General features: G+C 61.7%; 16 protein-coding genes and 2 pseudogenes. 8 read left to right on the forward strand and 10 right to left on the reverse strand.

Features of this window, described 5'->3' with window-relative positions:
* Window positions 1–17 precede the first annotated feature (17 nt).
* From ACM61V_RS16540 to ACM61V_RS16585, 10 genes and pseudogenes are all read right to left on the reverse strand, one after another.
* Window positions 18–794, reverse strand: a complete 777-nt coding sequence (locus ACM61V_RS16540; protein ID WP_419714182.1) for an SDR family NAD(P)-dependent oxidoreductase — start codon at window positions 792–794, stop codon at window positions 18–20.
* Between the two features lie 166 nt (window positions 795–960).
* Window positions 961–2,085, reverse strand: a pseudogene (locus ACM61V_RS16545) (IS3 family transposase).
* 277 nt (window positions 2,086–2,362) lie between these two features.
* A complete protein-coding gene (locus ACM61V_RS16550) occupies window positions 2,363–5,047 on the reverse strand; it encodes a LuxR C-terminal-related transcriptional regulator (protein ID WP_419714183.1) in 2,685 nt (894 codons plus the stop codon).
* A 164-nt stretch (window positions 5,048–5,211) separates the two neighbouring features.
* Window positions 5,212–6,534, reverse strand: a complete 1,323-nt coding sequence (locus tag ACM61V_RS16555; protein WP_419714184.1) for an MFS transporter — start codon at window positions 6,532–6,534, stop codon at window positions 5,212–5,214.
* 91 nt (window positions 6,535–6,625) lie between these two features.
* Window positions 6,626–7,360 (reverse strand): hypothetical protein, encoded by a 735-nt coding sequence (locus ACM61V_RS16560; RefSeq protein ID WP_419714185.1) that lies wholly within the window; start codon window positions 7,358–7,360, stop codon window positions 6,626–6,628.
* Window positions 7,361–7,458: 98 nt separating this feature from the next.
* The gene (locus ACM61V_RS16565; RefSeq protein ID WP_419714186.1) at window positions 7,459–8,292 is read right to left on the reverse strand and encodes a M55 family metallopeptidase; all 834 of its coding nucleotides are present in this window, start codon (window positions 8,290–8,292) and stop codon (window positions 7,459–7,461) included.
* A gap of 116 nt (window positions 8,293–8,408) precedes the next feature.
* A complete protein-coding gene (locus ACM61V_RS16570) occupies window positions 8,409–10,589 on the reverse strand; it encodes a TonB-dependent receptor (protein WP_419714187.1) in 2,181 nt (726 codons plus the stop codon).
* Window positions 10,590–10,912: 323 nt separating this feature from the next.
* On the reverse strand, window positions 10,913–11,698 hold the full coding sequence (gene istB / locus ACM61V_RS16575) for an IS21-like element helper ATPase IstB (RefSeq protein WP_419713736.1): 786 nt from the start codon (window positions 11,696–11,698) through the stop codon (window positions 10,913–10,915).
* Complete coding sequence (gene istA / locus ACM61V_RS16580; protein WP_419713735.1) at window positions 11,688–13,214, reverse strand: IS21 family transposase; 1,527 nt, start codon at window positions 13,212–13,214, stop codon at window positions 11,688–11,690. The genes istB and istA overlap by 11 nt, the downstream gene beginning before the upstream one ends.
* Before the next feature lie 97 nt (window positions 13,215–13,311).
* On the reverse strand, window positions 13,312–13,755 hold the full coding sequence (locus tag ACM61V_RS16585; protein ID WP_419714188.1) for a hypothetical protein: 444 nt from the start codon (window positions 13,753–13,755) through the stop codon (window positions 13,312–13,314).
* Between the two features lie 325 nt (window positions 13,756–14,080).
* Here ACM61V_RS16585 and cphA point away from each other — a divergent pair, with 325 nt between their 5' ends.
* The 8 genes and pseudogenes from cphA (at window position 14,081) to ACM61V_RS16625 (ending at window position 21,355) form a co-directional block, all read left to right on the forward strand.
* Window positions 14,081–16,855 carry a cyanophycin synthetase gene (gene cphA / locus ACM61V_RS16590; RefSeq protein ID WP_249341703.1) on the forward strand — a complete coding sequence of 925 codons (2,775 nt, stop codon included), beginning with the start codon at window positions 14,081–14,083 and terminating at the stop codon, window positions 16,853–16,855.
* Window positions 16,830–17,720 (forward strand): isoaspartyl peptidase/L-asparaginase family protein, encoded by an 891-nt coding sequence (locus ACM61V_RS16595; RefSeq protein WP_419714189.1) that lies wholly within the window; start codon window positions 16,830–16,832, stop codon window positions 17,718–17,720. The genes cphA and ACM61V_RS16595 overlap by 26 nt, the downstream gene beginning before the upstream one ends.
* Complete coding sequence (locus ACM61V_RS16600; protein WP_137788072.1) at window positions 17,713–18,507, forward strand: cyanophycinase; 795 nt, start codon at window positions 17,713–17,715, stop codon at window positions 18,505–18,507. Before ACM61V_RS16595 ends, ACM61V_RS16600 begins: the two co-directional genes overlap by 8 nt.
* Before the next feature lie 110 nt (window positions 18,508–18,617).
* Window positions 18,618–19,337 carry a guanitoxin biosynthesis heme-dependent pre-guanitoxin N-hydroxylase GntA gene (gene gntA / locus ACM61V_RS16605; protein WP_419714190.1) on the forward strand — a complete coding sequence of 240 codons (720 nt, stop codon included), beginning with the start codon at window positions 18,618–18,620 and terminating at the stop codon, window positions 19,335–19,337.
* A pseudogene (locus tag ACM61V_RS16610) lies at window positions 19,325–19,513 on the forward strand (DUF1989 domain-containing protein); the annotation flags it as partial. The gene gntA and the pseudogene ACM61V_RS16610, both read left to right, overlap by 13 nt.
* Window positions 19,514–19,539: 26 nt before the next feature.
* Window positions 19,540–19,788, forward strand: a complete 249-nt coding sequence (locus ACM61V_RS16615; RefSeq protein ID WP_137788074.1) for a hypothetical protein — start codon at window positions 19,540–19,542, stop codon at window positions 19,786–19,788.
* A 116-nt stretch (window positions 19,789–19,904) separates the two neighbouring features.
* Window positions 19,905–20,444 (forward strand): hemerythrin domain-containing protein, encoded by a 540-nt coding sequence (locus ACM61V_RS16620; RefSeq protein WP_419714191.1) that lies wholly within the window; start codon window positions 19,905–19,907, stop codon window positions 20,442–20,444.
* A gap of 143 nt (window positions 20,445–20,587) precedes the next feature.
* Window positions 20,588–21,355, forward strand: a complete 768-nt coding sequence (locus ACM61V_RS16625) for a hypothetical protein (RefSeq protein WP_419714192.1) — start codon at window positions 20,588–20,590, stop codon at window positions 21,353–21,355.
* The last annotated feature ends 278 nt before the right edge of the window (window positions 21,356–21,633 follow it).

The following is a 21,633-nucleotide window of genomic DNA, read 5'->3' on the forward strand; positions in this document are numbered from 1 at the left end:
TGGAATGAAATAGGCAATCAGCGCGCCGTCCAGCCACCATCGACCGGTAGACAAACGCCGGTCAGGAACGTCGCCTGGGTGGAGCAGAGGAACAGCGCGGCTTGAGCGACTTCCTTAGGCTCGCCCAAGCGATCCATCGGATGGTACGCGTTGACCCGCGCTCGGGCGATGTCGCGTGCCGCCTGATCCAGACCCATCTGGTCGAAGCTGCGTTCGAGCATGCCCGTGTCGATGACACCTGGGCATAGGGCGTTGATCCGAACGCCCTTCGGCGCGCAATCGATCGCAGCCGACCGCGTCAAACCGACGACGCCGTGCTTGCTGGCCACGTAAGCGGCTTGATCAGGGGTACCCCGGACCCCTGCAACCGAGGCGATGTTTACAATAGAGCCTGCCGCACGAGGAAGCATCACACGCAACAAAGCCCGCATTGTCAGCCATGTGCCAGTGAGATTGATCGAGATCACGCGATGCCATTCCTCGAGGGAAATTTCACCGACAGATGTCAGCGTCTGCGCGACCCCCGCACTATTCACCGCGCTTTCGATATGCCCGAACTCGCGTTCTATCTTTTCCACAGCGTCGTCGATCTGCGTTGCATCTGTTACATCGCAGCGATTTGAAAACACCTCTGTGCCGCGATCGCGTAGAGTCGTAGCGACAACATCGATCGCTACTTCGTCAAGATCGAGCAAAGCTACCGAGGCGCCGTCTTGTGCAAAACATTCCGCAACTGCCCTTCCGATGCCACTGCCTGCGCCCGTGATTAACACTACTCTCGAACGTGCAGTCATGCGGAGCCTCGTGTCCATTATCTTCGGATTATCCGAAATTGCCTATCTCGATCACGATCTAAGGACTGCCTTAATGACAGGCCGCCCTATGATCCGCTACGGCCTGAAATTACGAATGACGGTCGCATTCTTGCACGAGCTGACGTGCTCCCCAAAGCTCCTTCACTCATAAGTAGAGTCCGGGGTTGCCAGGATGCCCTGGCGGGCTTGGTTGTGCAACGCGCCTGGCAGCATCGGCGGGCGTCAGCCCGCCTATACCGCTATGCGGCCGCACGTGGTTGTAGTCGTCGCGCCATGCGCGCAGCACCGAGCGGGCATGGCTCAACGAAGCGAACAGCGTCTCGTTCAGGCATTCGTCGCGCAAGCGACCATTAAAGCTCTCGACGTAGCCGTTCTGCTGCGGCTTGCCCGGCGCGATGTAATGCCACTCGATCTGCCGGTCCTGCGACCAGCGCAGGATCGCCAGGCTGGTCAGCTCCGTTCCGTTGTCGCTAACGATCATCAGCGGCTTGCCGCGCACCGCGATAATCGCATCGAGCTCGCGCGCAACACGTGCCCCCGATAGCGACGTGTCCACCACCAGCGCGAGGTTCTCGCGCGTGAAGTCATCTACCACGGCAAGGATGCGGATACGCCGGCTGCAGACCAACGTCACTCACGAAGTCCAAGCTCCAGCGCTGGTTCGGTCCCTGCGGCAGCGTCATCGGCGCCCGCGTGCCCATCGCTCGCTTGCGGCCCCGCCGTCGGCGCACGCGAAGGTTCTCCTCGCGATATAACCGCAGCAGCTTCTTGTGGTTCATCACAATGCCCTCACGCGCCAGCATGATCCCCAGCCGCCGGTAACCGAACCGGCGACGTTCAAGCGCGATCTCGCGAAGACGCGACCGAAGGTCGCCATCGTCACCACGCCGATGCGCATAGCGCATCGACGATCGATCCACGCCAAGAATGGCACAGGCCCGACGCTCGCTGATGCCAAAGGACTGTCGAACATCCTCGACAGCCCTCCGGCGAGCGGCAGGCCTCACCAGTTTTTTGAGGCAACTTCCTTCAGCACCGCATTGTCGAGCATCGCATCCGCCAGCAGCCGCTTCAGTCGCGCGTTCTCGTCCTCGAGCACCTTCAGCTTGCGCGCCTGCGACACATCCATGCCGCCATAGGTCGCCTTCCACTTGTAGAACGTCGCACTGCTCACTCCGTGCTTGCGGCACACGTCCGCCGTCGGAGACCCCGCCTCCTGCTCTCGCAGGATCGCAATGATCTGCTCCTCGGTAAATCTGCTGCGCTTCATCTTCGTCCTCCTTCATGAAGGACTCCAGCTCACACTGGCGGAGTTTCAGGGGAGCACGTCAGCGGCAATTCCCCGCGTGGCTAATGGTTGATATGAAATGCCGCAACGAACGCAACGCTGAAGGGCGAAATTTGGCAATCCTTAAGCTAAATTAAGGGCAACGCGGATATCGACCGGGACAAATCGCCTATCGAGGACGGCGCTGTCTCCGCGCAGGTGCGATGCAAGGAGCAGGAGCGGTGGCGATGCCAACCCAGATTTCCAACCAGTCGCTTTTTTAATGTATCAGGCCGGAGCTTCGCCCGACATTGATCGCGGAAATCCTGTTGTCGACCCCGAGCTTTTCAAAGATATTCTTCAGGTGGAATTTGACCGTGTGATCGGTCATGTCGAGGACCCTAGCTATCTCTTTGTTCGACTGACCCACCGACAGCTCTCCCAGGACATCGATTTCTCGCGCGCTCAGCAGGGGCTTTTGAGCCGCGGCAAGATGTTGTCGCTGCGTAACCGCATTAGCTAGGCAGTCGTTCAGGAACGAAACCTCAAGACGGTTTTCGGGCTTTTCCCGGCCGAACCGGATGGTGGCTCTGACAAGCGCTAGCACATCGTCGGACGTGGTGAAGGGCGACCGCATCGCCATTCGCGCCGCGAAGTGCGCCGCGCTGAGTATGTCGCCGATTCCGGCCTGATTGTCGCGCTTGCTGGTCGATAGCCTCGCCCGCAATACCAGGAGCCTCACGAGGAAGAAATTTGCGCTTCGCTCTTCCGCGACATCGATCAGCCGATCCAGCGCGGACATGTTCGCCGCAGTGAATCGGGTCGCCGCTTCGAGCCGACCCAAGATAATATCGGCTTCGCTGAGAGGGATGAGGTTCGCCGTCTCGCCGAACTGGCCTTCCAAGCGGCTCTGAATCTCGATGCTCTTTCGTTGGGCCACGAGAATGCGGCTCTCGGAGCCTTCGATAACGGCGGCCGAAAGCTCGAAGAGGGGGTGGAGAAGATTTAAACGTGCCAGCTCCCGCCGGCGGCAGCTCGCCCGGCTCAGGTCGACGACCGCATGTGCCAAGTTGATGTCCCGAACGGCGGAACAATGGTCCATGAGGCAGGAGAAGCCGGTATAATAGATGTCGAACCAGCTGTCGGCTTCACACGCGACCTTGAGCCTGGAGAAGAGCAGGTCCGCATCGAGCGTCGAGTGATCTCGCCAATAATTTATCGATTGAAGAACGATGCCGCAATTGGCCCCCAGCCGACTATCGGCACCGAAATTGTCTTCGGCGAGTTGTGCCGCCTCCTGGAGATGCGCGCTCGCGAGTTCCAGATCGCCCTGATAAAAGGCAGCTTGCCCGAGATGCACGTAGCAATAGGCCACCCCCAAGATGGAGTTGGCTCGCCGCATGGCGGCGACGCCGGCATTGCCAGCCTCGACGGCAGTATCGAACTGCCATCGGGCAGTTGCGCTGACTGCAACAGCGGCATGTAGAACTGCAGCACCGCGAGGGTTGTCGGGGGGCCATCCGGCCAGCGTCTCGGCCGAATCTTGGTACCAGGCATCGGAGAAAATCGCATCTTGGTATATGTCGAGATGGACCTTTACCGCGATATAGTCCTGCTTCTCACGCTCCGTGAGATCCTGATAATGTCGGCCGAGTTCGATCATCTCCAACTGGGCCGCGGACTCTCGGATGGCGCCGTCCTTCATGAGCGTGAGAGCATAGGCAAGCCGCAGCCTGGGGTACCGATGCAGCTGGTCCGGCGAGAAGTTGCCGACGAGCGTCTTGAGATAGGAGATGTCCCCATACATGGCCAGTTGCCAGCCGCCCGCGTCGATTACGAGTTGCGCCGCTCGATCGATGTCGCCAGCTTTCGCCGCGTGGGCCACTGCGCTGCCGATATCCCCCTTTTCTTCAAACCAGCGGGAGGCATCGGCATGCAGATCGGCCACCAGATCAGGAAAATCACTATTCAAAATGCCTTGGAGCAGTTCGGAAAACAGATGGTGATAGCGATACCACTGTTCTGCGCTCTCCAGTCGTACCAGCAGCGGCCGGACGATGACCGAGTCCTGGAGGACGCTGTTGCTGGCAGCGCGACCACATAACTGGGCAGCCAGATCGGGCGTAAACTGATCGAGGATCGACGTGTATAGCAGGAAACGTCGTTCATCGTCCGAGCAGTGTCTCAAAATCTGTTGCACGAGGTAGTTGGCGATATGTTCCCGCTCGGTGGTCGGGAGGACTTGCTGGCCTCGTGTGTTCGGTCCGGCAAGCTTGGCAAGCCGGACCGCGACAGCCCATCCTTCGGTTTCCGTTTCGAGTTCCTGCAACCCGGTGGCGTCGAAGGCCTCGCCGGCAAACGATCGCATTTCGTCGGTACTGAAGCGCAGAGTCTCGGCGCCGACTTCGAAGGCCTGACGCGTGGCAAGCAGCGAACTTGTACCAAAGCTGGGAATCGCCCGGCTGCTAATGATGATCTTGAGTTTCCGCGGCGAATAGGAGATGAGCGTCATGAGGAATTCGGCGATGTCGCTGCCGTCGGCCAAGTGGTAGTCGTCGAGAATCAGGACCGTCGTTCCCTCTGGCGCCGATAGCCCTGCGACCAGACGTGGGACAACCGAGGCGATCGGGATTTCGGCAAGGAACTGTTCGGCTGCCAGCTCAAGTTGCCCTAAGCTGATCCCCGACCTTGATAACGCTGCGATGCAGTAGCTCGCGAACTGTCGCAGTTCGCGATCCTTCCGATCGAGCGACAGCCACGCAATATTGAGGCCGGCCCCGCGCGCATGCTGTGCCCATTGCCCCAGAAGTGAGGTCTTGCCGTATCCGGCGGGCGCCACAAGGAAGCCCACCTTGTGGGAGGAAATGCCGTCCAGCGCGGTCAGGACACGCGGCCGGTCGATGAGATCGTCATTCGGAACCGGCGGAGAGAGCTTTGTCTCAATCAGCCAAACGCGATTCGTCACTGGCTCATCCAGAGGGGCGTGAGTGATCCTGGGCCTCCTGACCACCGCCGTTCAAAGCGGCCAACCTGACTATAGCAGGCGGACGGCAGTGCAGGAATCCGCGTATCATCAGATTGAGTGGACCGAGTGGTGAACGTCGATCGCGGAAGGAGCGGCGCGGATTTTCACGACTGAACGCCGATCGAGGCCGTGTCCCGGGAGAGAGCTCGCGAAGCGACAATGAACAATATCGATGCGCAAGCGAGCACAAAGCTGCCGATGAAGGCGATCGAGTCCTGCAGACCGTCTTTGCCGCTGAATATCGAGTCGGAGAAGAACGCAAACACCGTCGGCCCGCACGCCGATCCTGCAATCGCCAAGACCAAGGCGAGCAATGCCGAAAGGCGAGCACGCAGGCCTGCTGGCGCGATCCGAAGCAACAGGCTCGTGCCGACAGTCGAAGACCCATAGAGGAAGAAGGGGATCGACCCCAGAACCACGGCGGCGTATATCCCGGACCGAGCAAATGGCATGGCAACGAAAAGTATTGCGACGAAGCCACAAGCCACGGCCATAAACGGCATGGTGGCGTCTTTGCCGTACTTGGCGGCACGATGAGACAGCCAACCCGCGAAATGTGCGCCGCAGATTCCGGATGCGATCATCGAGCTGCCGAGAATTAGGCCGGCCTCGCCCACGGGCCATCCGTATGAGCGCGTCAGCAATGCCGGTGCCCAGGCGATTGCCCCAAGTCCGACGACGGAGAAAAGAGCGAACCCTGCAGCAAAGGGCGCGAACAACGCCCTTTGCGCTCGCAGGGCCGGCGTCAAAGGTAACGATGAATATGGACCAAGTCGCCGCTGTCGACGTCGCGCCCGGCGCGGTTCATGCAATGTCAGGCAGGCGATGCCCAATAACAGGCCAACAGCTCCGGTGAGTATCAACGTGATCTGCCAAGGCTCGATGCGTATCGCACCCACTTGATACGAGCCGAGCCGGCGCACCCACTCATAGAGTGGCCCACCGAGAAATGATGCCAATCCAAGCCCCACGGGTGCGGACGACACTACGATTGCAACCGCCAAGCTGCGTCGCCGATCGTCAAACAACTCACCAAGCAGCGAAAACGTGGTCGGCACGATGATGGCTTCGCCAAGACCAACGCCGAGCCGACTGATAAAAAGATGCGTGAAGTCGCCTGCGAAGCCGCCATAGACCGTCATCGAGGACCAGAGCGCGACGCCCCCACTAAGCAGATGGACCCGATCGTAGCGATCGGCGAGAATGCCGGCCGGTATCATGGCCACCGCCACACAAAGACCAAAGGCGAGGCCGGTCAGCAAGCTTAGCTGAACATCAGATAGCGCAAGGTCCGCCTTGATCGGCAAAGCCAGCACAGCAACGATCTGGCGATCGAAATAGGCATGGACAACAATAAGGCCGATGACCAGCAGGGCCCAAGAAGTCGGTAGACCGACCGATCGGCGGGACAGCGCCGACGAACGCAACGATTCCTCGTGAACGTCGGCGTTCGACGTCAGCTCGCATGACCCAGCAGCGTCCGAGGGGGCCCGCGAGGGCCATTCGCGGCTCAAGAGGTCACTTCCGTTTGGCCATTTCGTCGGCCGCCATCTTCTTGATTAGCGGAACGAACTCATTCTGCCACTTCGATGTCGGTGTCGCGTAGTCAAAGCGCTTGTCACCCCATTTCGAAGTCTCGAGCGCCTGCGCCTCTGTCGTGCCCTTCGGCAGACGCTCCGCGTGCTGCAATACCGCGGTCACCGTGGTTTTACCGGCATACTCGCCGAAAACGACGACGGAAAAGCCGGGGCTTATGCCACCGCTGCCGCCGTCGGCGGGAATGGTTTCGTACATACTGAGCAGTTGCCCCGGAATGACTTTGATCACCTGCGCGGGAGCCGAGAGCTGCCCACCTGCCCGCGGGCCATATCGGAATGTCTTTTCGCCAAGCTCAAGGGTTTCGCTTGTGTAGCTGTCGCCCCACGGCGCCGTGTAGTGCATGACCGAGCCTTCAAAGGTATTGAAGTCCTTCATGATCTTCCAGACCACCTCCGACGGAGCATCTACCGTGAAGCGGAGGTTAGCGGTGATTCCGACAACCGGGCCCTGGTCGGTCATGAAGATGAAATGGCGCAGATGATAACCGAAATCACCGCTTTCGGTGTCGCGTCCTTCGATCCAATTAGGGTCAGTAACGGTACCCACGCGAACTGCGGGCGTCGCGGTCCGCGCGCAGGTCAAGCTTGGCGTGGCGAGCAGAGAAAAAGCGGCACCAAGCAGGATCGCAATGCGGCCAGCATTTGGATTGGTCAAGCCGAAAGGCCATGATCTCGCGCGCTCGCGCGCTGCAGGGAGCTCGGCGTTTTGGCGGCTGCAGTTCGAAGCCGCTGGAGAGGTACAAAAAGGATTTATCATAGCGGAATCTGACCGTTCGGCTGATAGAAGATGACGAAGGTCAGAAAGCGAGTTGCCTCAGCCATCGTCTGGAAAGATGCGCGGACAGTCCAAGCATCGAGCCGTTCGATCCATGGGAGGTAGCCGAGCAGTTCGGGCGCGACCTGGCTGGTCATCTCTAGTTCGATCATGAAGAGCGGCTCGACGACAAATGGAGGCCCCCTAAGCCCGGCAAATGCTTCGGCGGCACTTTTGCGAAGATCGCGACGAACCTGGCTCGGTGGAAGTGACATCTGCGATCTGAAGCCGAATGAGGCCTTCGTCACTAAAAGAGCGGCTTCAGGGGCGTATCGACGCGCGTCCGCAAGCGCGTGGTGGTCACCGGTTACAAGCAATACGGCCTTGCCGAACGAGCCGGCTAACGCGGCGTTGAGATAGCCTTCGGAGGCCACTTCCCCATTCAGCCGGATCGACCGAAGCGCCGTACCGGAGAAACTGTGGGCGAGCAGGCCATCGGCTGTTCCGGCGGGTGCGTGGTATCCGACAAAGGCACAGGCATCCACGCTTTCATCGTCGATCATCTCCATCTGCAGGAGAGGACGAGGCCAGGAACGGATAAGCTGGACATTGTCGATCAGGAGGTCGGGATCTATGTTTTGCGCGTTGCCATGCGCGTCGGAAGCAATGACCTCGTCATAGCCGGCCTCGAGAGCGGCCGCAGCAACGGCGTTGAGTTCTTCCGTCATCCAGCGTCGATAGGCCGAATATTCCCAGCCCGAAGGGACCAGAGAAACGGTCGACGCGACGCCCGCGACACCTTCCATGTCGATCGAAATCAGCAGTCTGCGCACCGTCCCCCCCTCCCATTCGCCTGACGGCTTCAAAGGTTGACCAAACCGAGAATGACAATCTGCATTGCTCGGCAGCGCGGATCCGGGGGGCGTTATCAATCCCCCGGACCCGCAATTCAGAAGGCCCTGGAAAGATCGACGCCGATCGTGCGAGGCCTGTTGATGATCAGCCCGAAGCGGGGATTCCCCGGCGAGATTTGATCTCCACCGACCGGGATACGCTTATCGAAGATGTTCGACACGAACGTCGAAAGCTTCCAGCCTGCTCGCTGAAGTGAAGCGCGGACATCCGCCGTGGTGTAGGACGGATAGGTGACTTGACCGTAGTCCATGAAGCCTCCTCGACGCTTGTCGAGGTAGTTGACGCCAAACCCTAACGAAGCTTTTGTTTGCGCGCCAATGGTGAAATCATAGTCCGCGCTAAAGCTTGCCGACCAAGGCGCCGAGAAGGGCAAACGATCGCCTTTCATCGGACTTCCAGGCACTCCAGGGATGTCGTCGCGCAACTTCGCGTCCGTATAACCAACCGTCAGTCCAAGTGTTAGCGGTCGGACAGGCCGCAGCGTGCCGGAAAGCTCGACCCCTTGGCTACGCGCTCTTCCACCGTTAGTGAAATACGGGAAATTGGTGTTCAGATCGAGAACTTGTAAAGCGATGTCTTTCCAGTCTATGCGATAAACCGCTGCATCGATCGAAAGTTTATGATCGAACAGATTAGCCTTGTAGCCAATTTCATAGTTCAGCGTGCTGTCGGAATGGTAAGTTGGTGGCAAACCTATAATTCCCTGATTGGGACCCCCTGGGCGATAACCGGCCGCTAGCCGCGCGTAGAGTGTCTGCGTCGGGCTAATCCGGAAACGCGGCGTGACGGAATATGTGAAAACATTCTCGGAAGACCTTCCGCTAGTTTCGCCCGCGAAAGGCCCACTAGTGACGATGTTCACCTGGCTCTGGTTATTGTGGCCATACCGGCCGCCGGCTTGAAGATCGAAACGGTCGGTAAAATGATATGTCAGTGAGGCAAACGCCGCATATTCCCTATAGCTGCCGGGTCCCACGCCTGGATACATATCCTCTATTGTCTTACCAGTCGTTCGCTCTACCGCAAGGAAGGACGACGATATACTTGACTTTTCATAAGTGTAAAAAGCTCCGACCAGCCACTCGAGCGGTTGGTTTGTTCGTGATGCTATATGAAATTCCTGCGAAAACTTTTTCAATAGCCCGTTAAATATGACATTAACGCCAACATCACTTCGCCCGATAGCAATTGGCGGGGGGTAGCTTAGATAATCAGTACCATCTTGCGAATAAACGTTATGCGAGACACTATAGCCGGTAACCGAAGTCGCGGTTGCAAAGCCCATGTCGAGATTGATTACCCCGGTAAACAGCTCAATTTTATTCGAATACGCGCCCGTACCGATCAGTCGAGTCTGATTATAGGGCCGAAGAATATTTAGGTCACGGTCAGCATCAATCTGGGCAGAGCCGTCACCCGTTGTCTTTTGGACCAGAGCAGCCAGTTTGACGGAGAGTGTATCAGTGACGCCCAGGCGCAATGCTGCGCGCCCGCCATAATTGTCAGCGCGGTTGACGTTTTTTAGGCCAAGCGCCGCATCGTCGACATATCCCGGATCGCGACGAAAGAAGCCGTTGACTAAAAGAGCTGCGTTAGAGGCCACAGGCAGGTTGAGAACCGCGCGGGTGCCAAAACCAACGTCCCCATGGTCGACACTGGTCGAGCTCACCGCGACGCTACCGCTCGTAACGCCAAAGCGTGGATCAGCGGTTACATAACGCAGCAATCCCCCAAGACTGGATGCGCCATAGAGCGTTCCTTGTGGACCGCGAAGCACTTCGATCTGCTGGAGCACGCCGGGGTCTAATTCGGGAACGAATAGGTTGCCATAAGACGCAATCGTCGTACCACCAACCGGCACGTCGTCGACGGTGACACCGACAGTGCTGTTGTTTAGACCGCCGGTCGTCACGCCACGGACGGCGATTTGAACTTGGCCGAACTCCGCAGTATTGGTTGCCAAGCCAGGCACTCGCGCCACGATATCTTCCAGCTTGACTAGGTTCTGCGACGCAATCGTCGCTGACTGGACAACCGAGATTGAAAGCGGAACCTCGATCAATCGTTCGCTGCGCTTCTGCGCAGTTACTACGATATCGTCGGCCTGCGCCTCGCCACTGTTAGCGGCCTGCGGCGGGGGTGCGCTCTGCGCGAAGGCCACAGAAGAAAATCCAAGCGGCACACAAGCGCTACAGAGCATAAGCAAGTTTTTCACGGATGGGCTCACTTCACTCCCCCTCTATTTATCATGCGCTTATCCGCGCACTCTCGGAAAATCGCTTTGTCTCGTTTCGAGTGGTCAGGATTGTCTGAACGTATTTTCCGACCGGCGATGCATGGTTGGATTTTCTGGGCGATTGCTCTAGCGCGAACAACTGCCCAGTCGGGGAGGTGTCGATCTTATTTCGATGGATTTGACGATGACGGATGGATCGTCCACTTTGCCAAGAGTGTGTTGATTTCCGCTGAGAGTTGACCCGGGATTTTCATCGAGAAGTGACCCGGGTTGAAGATATGTCCCGCGATGCGGGTGATGGGTCAAGCTGGCGATTTTTCCTTTCGTGGTTTGGGCGCCGCGGCGGCGGTGCTGGCTCTGAAGCGGAAGCTGTCGTTTCCGGTCTCCAGGATGTGGCAGTGGTGCGTGAGCCGATCGAGCAGCGCGGTCGTCATCTTGGCATCGCCGAACACGCCGGCCCACTCGCTGAAGCTGAGGTTGGTGGTGATGACGACGCTGGTGCGCTCGTAGAGTTTGCTGAGCAGGTGGAACAGCAATGCCCCGCCTGACGAGCTGAACGGCAGGTAGCCGAGCTCATCGAGGATCACGAGGTCGAGACGCAGCAGCCGATCGGCCAGCTGGCCGGCCCTGTTCATGGCCTTTTCCTGCTCGAGCGCGTTGACCAGGTCAACGGTGGCGAAGAAGCGGACCTTCTTGCGATGATGCTCGACCGCCTGGATGCCGAGCGCGGTGGCGATGTGGGTCTTGCCGGTGCCCGGCCCGCCGATCAGCACGACGTTGTGGGCGCCGTCGATGAACTCGCCGCGGTGCAGCTGGCGAACCATGGCTTCATTGATCTCGCTGGAAGCGAAGTCGAAGCCGGCGAGGTCCTTGTAGGCCGGGAAGCGGGCGGCCTTGATCTGGTAGGCGATCGAGCGGACCTCGCGCTCGGCGACCTCGGCCTTGAGCAGCTGTGACAGGATCGGCACCGCGGTATCGAAGGCCGGCGCCCCCTGTTCGACGAGTTCGCTGACGGCTTGGGCCATGCCGTACATCTTCAGACCGCGAAGCATGACCACGACGGCGGCGCTGGCAGGATCATGACGCACGGGCGGTCTCCTTGTTGCGGAGCGCGTCGTAGCGCTCGACGTTAGCCCTGGGCTCGCGGACCAGGCTCAGCGCCTGTGGGGCGTCGATTCTCGGCGGGGTGCCAGCTTTGCCGTCGGTCAGCCGGTGCAGGATGTTGAGGATGTGGGTCTTGGCCGGAACGCCGGCTTCGAGCGCCAGCTCGACGGCGCAAAGCACCGCCTGCTCGTCGTGCTGCAGGACGAGGGCGAGGATCTCGACCATCTCCCGGTCGCCGCCGGGGCGCTTGAGAAGATGGCCCTGCAGCCGCCGGAACGCATCAGGCAGCTCGGCGAAGGGCGCGCCATTGCGCAGGGCGCCAGGCTTGCGCTGGATCACCGCCAGATAGTGCCGCCAGTCATAGACCGTCCGCCCCGGCAGGTGGTGCGAGCGTTCAATGATCCGGTCATGCTCGCACAGGATCTGGCCTTCGGCGGCGATGACGATTCGGTCAGGGTAGACGCGTAGGCTGACCGGCCGGTTGGCGAAGGATGCCGGCACGCTGTAGCGGTTGCGCTCGAAGTGCACGAGGCAGGTCGGCGAGACCCGCTTGGCGTGCTCGACGAAGCCGTCGAAGGTCCGCCCCAACGGCATCAGGCTGACTACCTCGTCGGCCCAGGCATCGCCGATCGTGCCGGGCAGGACGCCATGCTGGATCTGGCCCCATTGCTCGATGCAGCGCTGTTCGAGCCAGGCGTTGAGTGCCGCCAGATCGGGGAAGCTGGGCAGCGGCTGCCACAGTCGGCGCCGGGCATCCTGGACATTCTTCTCAACCTGTCCCTTCTCCCAACCGGCGGCCGGGTTGCAGAAATCCGGCTCGAACAGGTAGTGGCTGGCCATCGCCGCGAACCGGGCATTAACCTGCCGGACCTTGCCGGCACCGATCCGGTCGACCGCGGTCTTCATGTTGTCGAAGATCCCGCGCCGGGGGACGCCGCCGAGAACCCGGAACGCCTGGGTCAGCGCATCGAACAGCATCTCGTGGGTCTGGAGCAGATAGGCTCTGACGATGAACGCCCGGCTGTGCGACAGCTTGCTGTGCGCCACCTGCAGCTTGGTCCGCTCGCCGGCAATGATCGCCCAGTCCTCGCTCCAGTCGAACTGGAACGCCTCGCCCGGCGCGAACGCCAGCGGGACGAAAGTACCGCGGCCGCTGGTCTGGGCATCACGCTGCCGCTCGGCCTTCCAGGTGCGAACGAAGGCCGCGACGCGGTTGTAGGATCCGTCATAGCCCAGCACGACCAGATCGGCGTGCATCTGCCTGGCGGTGCGCCGCTGCTTACGCGACCGGCCCGCCTCGATCCGTAGCCATGCCGACAGCTTCTCGGCGAACGGGTCCAGCTTGCTTGGCCGCTCGGGAACCTTGAACTTCGGCTCTACCGTGCCGGCGCGCAGGTACTTGCGGATCGTGTTGCGCGACAATCCGGTGCGTCGCTCAATCTCCCGGATCGGCATCCCTTCGCGGAAATGCCAGCGCCGGATTACGCTCAATAACGCCATGTCGATCACTCCTTGATCCCCCGACGCAAATGCCAGGGGGAAGCTCAGAACATGGGTCACTTCTCAGTGGAAACTTTGGACCTTCCCGGGTCAGCTCTCAGCGGAAATCAACAACCCCGGCCTCTCTCCGATCGGCGGCAGTCCTCGCGGCGTGGCCGATGTTCTCGAGGTCTAGCCGGCAACGATCCAGGTTGCAAAGCAGGCGCGTGAGCTCCGATTGGTGGACTTGCACGCGCCTTATGCGGCGCCGGTCCCTTTCCTCACATATCAAGTGTGGCTCGCCTCTCCGCGGATCCGCGCTGATGCCGGTGAGCCCGTGGACGACGAGATTGCGCTGCCGCCGAACCTGATCGATACGGCCGGAGAGGTCGACCAACGCGTTTTCGAGTTCCGGCCTTCCCCGTGACACCTCCTCCACGCGTGTCCGGAAAACCGAGTATCTGTCCGCGAAGGTGGCGTCGGGCTTTCGGTTGAGTCCCCTAGTTGCGCGTGGCATTGCCTCGTCGAGCGCAGCTTCGAGCCGGCACCAGCACAGCATCAAGCTGCCCAGGCCCTCCTTGAGGCAGCTGAACGAACGTCCCGGATCGCTACCGTCATCCATGGCCGGTGGATGCCATCGTGCGTAAGGCACGACAATACCGTACGCCAGCGCAACGGCCGGATGGCCCAGGCGGGGAGTTGGTCCGCTCGCCGCAAATTCGCCCTATACTGGGTTAGTTTTCGCCGCTCCCCCACGACGCTTCACGAGAGACCTTCCCGCGTCGTGTTTGCACCGGGGGATAGCAGTAATCTGGGTTAGTGCGAATCCGGGCATCTGCACCGGCCGTCGCCGCGTTCAACGCGCTCCACCCCGAAGAGGACGGAAATTGGAGAGCTTCTTATTAAGCGCGAGGCGCGAGGAAAGTGACCTGGACGGCACGATCTCGCATGTCTCCGGCATCACGATCGTAGAGCGGGCGATCTATCGTGGACCCAACATCCACAGTCGGCGGGCGATGGTCCGGATCAGAATCGACCTGGGGCCTCTTGAAACGCGCCCGACCGACACGCTCCCTGGATTTGCGGCGGCACTCCTGGATCTGCTTCCAGGGCTCAGGCGGCATCATTGCAGCAAGGGTCGCGCGGGCGGGCTCGTCGAGCGGATGGCCGAGGGGACCTGGCTGGGCCACGTGGCCGAGCACGTGGCCCTTGAGCTGCAGTCGCTGGCAGGTGCCGACGTGACCCGGGGCAAGACCCGCTCCGTGGCGGGCCGTCCCGGCTTCTACGACATCCTATTCGAATACCGCGACGAGCAGGCCGCCTTGCTCGCCGGCCTGCACGCGCTCCGCATCGTCAGCAACCTGCTTCCGGGCGAGTTCCGGGAGCTTCGCGGGGAGCGGGTCCTCCCCGCGACCAGCGTCCCGAACGACGCCCCGCTGGCCGCGGTCGTTGCCGAGCTCGGCTCGGCCATCCGCAAGACGAGTCTCGGACCGAGCACTCAGGCCATCGTTGACGCCGCCAAGCAGCGTGGCATCCCCGTCAGCCGCCTCGACGATCGCAGTCTCATACAACTTGGCATTGGCCGCCGCCAACGCCGCATCCGGGCGAGCGTGACGGGTCAGACGTCGCACGTCGCGGTCGAACTAGCTGGTGACAAGCAATTGACCAGGCAGTTGCTTCGCGACGCCGCCCTGCCCGCCCCACGCGGAGCGGTCACGCGTTCTCTCGACGAGGCGATCCGAGAAGCCAAGCGCCTCGCAAGCCCATGGGTAGTCAAGCCGTTGAACGCCAACCATGGGCGAGGTGTGTCCCTCAACGTGAGCGGCGAGGCTGCGCTCGCAAGGGCGTTCGAGACCGCCAGGGATCACTCGCCACGCGTGATCGTCGAGGAACAGATCGTCGGCGAAGACCACCGCTTCCTCGTGGTGGGCGGGAAGGTCGTCGCGGTGGCCCGGCGCCTGCCGGCGGCGGTACTGGGCGACGGTGCTAGCGACGTCGCAGCGCTCGTGGCCCGCGCGAACGAGGACCCCCGTAGAGGTGTCGGCCACGAGAACCTGCTCACGCGTATTGTGATCGACTCCGCCGTCGAACGCGTGCTCGAAGACCAGGGTCTTTCCAGCACATCCATTCCTGAAGCAGGCCGCTTGGTGCGGCTCCGCGAGACGGCGAACCTCTCGACCGGGGGAACCGCCGAGGATTGCACGGACGACGTGCATCCGGAAAACATCTTCGTCGCCGAGCAAGCGGCCGCGGCGATCGGCCTCGATGTCGCCGGCATCGACTTCCTGTCCCCGGATATCACGAGGCCAGTTTCGGAAACGGGCGGCGGAATCGTCGAGGTAAACGCCGCGCCGGGGTTGCGCATGCACCTCGCGCCATCCTCGGGAAGCCCCCGCGACGTCGCCGGGCCGATCGTGGACCTGCTGTTCCCACGCGCTAGCGCCAGTCGGATCCCGATCATCGCGATAACGGGCACGAACGGTAAGTCCACAACCGCCAGGATGGTGGCGCGCATCCTTCGCGAAAGGGGAATGACCGTCGGCCTTACGTCCACGACCGGCATCTACATCGGCGACCGGCTCATAAAGTCGGCCGACGCGAGCGGGCCAAAGAGCGCGCGCATGATCCTGGGCAATCCCACCGTCGACGCCGCCGTCCTCGAGACCGCGCGCGGCGGGCTTCTCCGCGAGGGTCTCGGCTTCGATCGGTGCGACGTCGGCTGCGTCCTCAACGTCACGGAGGACCATCTTGGTCTCAAGGGCATCAACAGCGTCCAGGACCTCGCGAACGTGAAGTCGGTCGTAGTGGAGGCCGTCGCGCGACGCGGATGCAGCGTCCTCAATGCCGATGACCCGCTGACTCGGCGCATGGCGCGGAGCGCCCGTGGCCGGCTCTGCTGGTTCTCCATGGCGGCGCCCACAGACGAGGTGCGCGACCATGTCGCCGCCGGCGGCCTCGCGGTGACGCGCGAGCCAGAGGCCGGTGAGGATGTCATCGTCCTCTACCGCAACAATCTGCGGGAGGTCGTCGTTCCGGTGGGCAGCATCCCCGCGACCCTCGCCGGGGCCGCCGCCTTCAACACGGAGAATGCCTTGGCGGCTACGGCCATGGCCGTCGCCCTCGGGGTCGAGACGGCCATCATCGCGGCGGCGTTGTCGAGCTTTTCGAGCAGTTATTCCGAGAGCCCGGGGCGGCTCAACATCGTGGACCGCGGAGGCGTGACCGTGATCGTGGATTACGCACACAATCCCGCCGCCGTCACGGCACTGAGCAAATTCCTCGACACCCTCCGAAAACCGGGAAGGAGATTCATCGGGGTGTACAGTGTTCCCGGCGACCGGCGGGACGAGGATCTTGTCGGCATGGGCAAACTCGCCGCCTCCATATTCGATGAACTGGTGTTCCGGGAGACGCCCGACGGTCGCGGTCGACCACGAGGCGAGATCAATGCGATGATGTCCAAGGGCGCACTGTCCGCGGGGCTCTCAGGTGATCGCATCCATAGGATCGTGGACGAAGCCGAAGCAACCGCGTTCAGCCTCAGCCTAGCGAAGCCTGGCGATGTCGTGGTGCTTAGCCCGTCGCAGGTCGATCTGGTCTGGAAGATCGTCTGTGCCTTCGAACCGGCGAAAGACGATGAACTGGTCAACGCCGATGGATGATCCCCGTTGGTCAATCGTGGTGCACGGAGGCGCGCGCACGATCACCGCCCGCGACCAAGCGGCAAACCGTGCAGGATGCCTCGCCGCGGCGCGGATCGGCGCCGAGATCCTCGCACAGGGCGGAAGCGCCCTCGACGCCGTCGAACAGGTCGTCCGCCATCTGGAGGACGACCCCACATTCAACGCCGGCAGCGGGTCCGTGCCCACGTGCGAAGGTGCGGTCGAGACGGACGCCGCGATGATGGATGGAAGTACGCTCGCGATCGGCGCGGTGGCTGCGCTGTCCGGGGTCCGCAATCCGGTTAGTGTCGCAAGACTTCTCTTGCCAGAGCAAACGGTTCTTCTTGCGGGATCCGGCGCGATTGAGTTCGCGCGTTCTCGGGGAGTCGAGGAATACGATCTGCCGGCTTCGGCAGCGGCGGACGGGGAGCACGATACGGTTGGTTGCGTCGCCATCGACCGCGAAGGCCGTATTGCCGTGGGGACGTCGACGGGCGGACTGCCGGGTCAGTTGCCTGGGCGCGTGGGCGACGCACCCATACCGGGCTGCGGCTTCTACGCGGACAACGAGGCCGGAGGCGTGGCTATCTCCGGGGACGGCGAGAGCATTCTCCGCGTGCTTCTGGCGACACGGGTGATCGACGCTTTGAAGGTGGAAGAGGCGCCGAACGCGGTATCCCGCGCGCTACGCCAGCTTTCGCGCGTCGGCGGAGAAGCGGGCATCATCGCGATCGACTGCAAGGGAAGGTTCGGCATCGACCACAACAGCGAGCACTTCGCCGTCGCACTGGCCGCCAGCTGGCTGCCCGACGGGGTCGCCGGCGTGCATCTGGACGAAGTGAAAGGATATCTGACACGTGGTTGATAGCACTGGGCCACTCATCATCATCGGCGGCCATGAGGACAAGGATGGAGATCGGACCATCCTGAAGGAGATTGCCGACCGACTTGGAAGTGGACGGCTGGTGATCGCGACCGTCGCAAGCCATGAACCGGACGGCTATTTCGACGCCTACAAGGCGGCGTTTGGCGCGCTAGGCGTCAACGACCTCGTCGAACTCTACGTGAACGAGCGAGACGAGACGCGTTCGCCCGAGACCAAAGCCATGCTCGCCGACGCGGCAGGATTGTTCTTCACGGGCGGAGACCAGCTGCGGATCTCGAGCCAGATAGGCGACACGCCCATCGAGGAGATGGTCCGTGCCATCCACCGCCGTGGCGGGTTAATCGCCGGCACGTCCGCAGGCGCCTCGGTGATGAGCGACACCATGCTTGTGCGCGGCTCAAGCGCGGAATCGCACCGCATCGGCGACCTCAACATGGCCCCTGGTCTGGGTCTGATCAAAGACGTCATCATCGACCAGCATTTCGCGGAGCGCGGCCGGATCGGGCGGCTGCTGGGCGCGGTCGCGCAAAACCCTCGCGTACTTGGGATCGGGATCGACGAGGACACGGCGATCGTCGTCGAGAACGGTCGTTTCAAGGTGATCGGCGCGGGCGCCGTATATGTCGTCGACGGCACGGACGTCTCGCATTCGAACATCGCGGAGGCTCGGCGCGACGAACCGCTCTCGATGTTCGGCGTGCGCCTCCACGTAGTCGCCGGAGGTAATTCCTTCGACCTGACAACGAGAACGCCCAGCAGCGCATAGTGTAGTCGTCTGGGCAAGGGTCCTTCAATCTGACCCGCAGAAGCCCCCGAAATCGCCCTATCTTGGATTAATTTTGGGAACGGCGCGCCGCAGCGCCGCGTAATATCGCCATGGCCGCACCCCCGACGCCGCTCTTTCGCTGGCATCACCCAACACAGCTGGAAAACGAGAAAGCGCTGGCCGAATATGTGTCGGACCCGGCGTTCCCGTGCGTGGGCGCGAAGGCCGCGCTGGCACGCGGAACGCTCTCGGTCCTCGCCTGCAAGAACATCGAGAGCTCTTGGGACGACCTCCGCATACATGACGCCATTTCCCATTTCGCCACGAGCTACCAGGCCGACCCCTCTCTCTTCCGCAGCCTCGCGATCACGTTCGACGGGCCCAAGGACCTCGACGAGATCCAGTTCGAAAGGGCGCTGTGGACGCGGCTGCAATCGCTGTCCGACAAGGACGCATGGCGCGGCTACGAGTACGATGCAAAGGTGAGCAGCGATCCAGACGATCCGCACTTCTCTCTGAGTTTCGGAGGAGAGGCGTTCTTCGTCGTCGGGCTGCATCCCCACGCGAGCCGGCCCGCACGCCGCTTCCATGTTCCCACGCTGGTGTTCAACCTCCACGATCAGTTCGAGCAGCTACGCGCCGAAGGAAAATACGAGACGATGCGCGAGAAAATCCTCGTGCGGGACGAAGCGCTCGCGGGCACGCGCAACCCAATGCTCTCGCGACACGGCGAGACGAGCGAAGCGCGTCAGTACAGCGGCAGGAAGGTCGGACAGGAATGGACCTGCCCGTTCAGCGTCCGTGGGTCACCGGCGTTATGCCCGACGTAAAAGAAATCCCGCCGCGTAGCGGCGCCGCGTTCCGGCTCATGGCTGGCGACATGCTCACCGTGATCGATCCGCAAGGTGTCCAGGTAGCCGACCTGCTCGCCTTCAATGCGGATGATACCGATGAGGTAATCTCCTCCGGGCGGACGCTCGACTATGCTGAAACGATTCGGCTGACGCCTGATCTTCGCTAGGTACGGACCTTATGGAAAACCGCCCTGTAAGTCTTGGTCACCGACCGCCCAAGGTCACGCAGCTCACCCCGACCCTCGTCAAGACAATCGGCTACGGCGTCTCCACCGTCAGCGTGCTGCTGCTGGGCGTCGTTTCCTGGAACTCAGTAAAGTCAAATCCAGTTCTTCTCGCTTGCCTCCTGGGAGGCATGGCCGCGTCGGTGATTGGAATGATGCTGCGTTGGCTATCCTATCGGATCGAGAAGGCTCAGGGCGAATGATCCGATCCGGCGATGGAACTGGCGAGAACTAACCCAAGTTGGCACGAATCCGCGGAACGGTGAGACCCGACAACCTGTTATTCGACCAGAGAGACACCGTATCCCGGGAGAAACCAATGTCACTGCTGGACAAAGCGATCGCAGCCGTAACGCCACCGGAAAGCGACGAGGCACGGGCAAAGGCGCGTGCGAAGGCAGAGGCGGCAGCTAAATCCGGTGACTGGCTCTCGCAGATACTCCAACACCACCGCCAGATCGAGGCCGCATTCGCGGAACTCAAAACGACGTCGGATCCAGACGCGCGTCGGGCCGCACAAAAGAAGCTCGGGTTGATCCTGACCGGTCACTCGATAGCCGAGGAGGCAGCGATCTACCCTGCGCTCGCCGCCGAGCATCAGGTGGGGCACGCCGAACTGGCCTATCAGGAGCAGTCGGCCGCAAAGATGGAGATGGGCCTGCTTGAGCGGCTCGATCCAATGAGTGAGGATTATCTCGACAAGCTCGGCCACATCGAAGGGGCTGTCGCCCATCACATGTACTCCGAGGAAGGCACCTGGTTCCTGAAGCTCGCTGAAGAGGCGGACGCCGCCGAACAGGCGCTCATCGCAAAGAGGTATTCCGAGGCATACGAACGCTACATGGGTGTGGAGCGCTAGGAACGGGCGCGCTAGTGCCGACGTATCGAGCATGCCCAGCTGACGAACCTCACGCGATCGGTTGCTGAATGACGATTTCCGATGAGACGCCTCCGTCGGCCGCGCGTCGGCTGAGGCGTCTGGATGAAAGACTGCGTCAGAGGTTGAGCGAGTGGGACCCCCAGTGGGAAGCACGCGCGGCCGATGCCATGGTCGACGCCAATACCCGCCGCCGACGCGCCGGCCGACGCTTCACCGATGAGGAGACATTTCAGGCGGTCGTGCGCGCGGCAATATCCGGAAACACCAAGGCCACTACCATCGAACGAATATCGTCCGAGTTGGCAGTTCCTTTTCTTCAATTCGACATGTCCGCGTTCGCCGACCGCCCACTGGCCGAGGTCGAGACCAGCGTGAACCAATGGTTTCTGGGGAGGAAGGCGGGCTCAACGGGTTTGCGGCGCACCATCCGCGGGATCCACGGCGCTGCGGCGATCCTTGCGCAATACTCGTGCGGTCGCGATGGTGCCGAAGGGTACTTCGCGGATTGCATCGCAGATTGCCTAGGCGTCGTCGAAGATGCCGCCGTAGCGCTCGGGACATCTCCGAAGTGGAAACTGCCTGGGTTCGGGGTAGCGCTCTCCGCCGAATTGCTGAAGCTGCTCGGACATGACATCTGCAAGCCGGACCGCCACGTCCTCCGCTGTGTCGGGGCATGGTGGCTGGTGGCATTCCGCAGATGGCCGGCGCGTGGCGAATTCACGCCGCCCACCGCCAGCGTCGCCGAACTACGTGCGACGATGCTGGCAGTGAGGGACCTCGCGTCCGCGGCGAATACCACGGTGAACGAAGAAAACTCAGTGATCTGGCTGGCGGGAGCGCTGTCGGGCGCCCGTCTGACGACGGCGCAGTTCGAGGAACTGACAACGTGACGAGATCCGGCCGAGCTGCTCGATTGAGCAACTCCTAGGGGCCCTCGCGCCAAGACGCGAAGACGCGTCTAAATGGTCAATCCGTTCGGCCGAAGGCGCCGCCCGCCGTCGCGCTCAGCGCTTCCGGTTCATGCTTCCGCCCCCTTCCCCAATCGCAACCACGGAGGTCCGCTATTTAGGCCCAGATCAACACCGGCACCCATCGGGCACCCCCCGGCCTTAGACCTGACCCCTATTTCACGGCACCCGCTTCGCGTTGGATAGCGGGCTGGGAGCGG

The organism is Sphingomonas sp. TX0543 (assembly GCF_048565505.1).
In the GTDB taxonomy this organism is placed as follows: Bacteria; Pseudomonadota; Alphaproteobacteria; order Sphingomonadales; family Sphingomonadaceae; genus Sphingomonas.

Bases quoted from the DNA above. Each gene is read 5' to 3' on its own strand.
- ACM61V_RS16620 (WP_419714191.1), top strand. From the start codon at position 19,905: ATGTCACTGCTGGACAAAGCGATCGCAGCCGTAACGCCACCGGAAAGC.
- ACM61V_RS16615 (WP_137788074.1), top strand. From the start codon at position 19,540: ATGGAAAACCGCCCTGTAAGTCTTGGTCACCGACCGCCCAAGGTCACG.
- istA (WP_419713735.1), bottom strand. From the start codon at position 13,214: ATGGCGTTATTGAGCGTAATCCGGCGCTGGCATTTCCGCGAAGGGATG.
- ACM61V_RS16595 (WP_419714189.1), top strand. From the start codon at position 16,830: ATGAACTGGTCAACGCCGATGGATGATCCCCGTTGGTCAATCGTGGTG.
- ACM61V_RS16540 (WP_419714182.1), bottom strand. From the start codon at position 794: ATGACTGCACGTTCGAGAGTAGTGTTAATCACGGGCGCAGGCAGTGGC.
- gntA (WP_419714190.1), top strand. From the start codon at position 18,618: ATGGCCGCACCCCCGACGCCGCTCTTTCGCTGGCATCACCCAACACAG.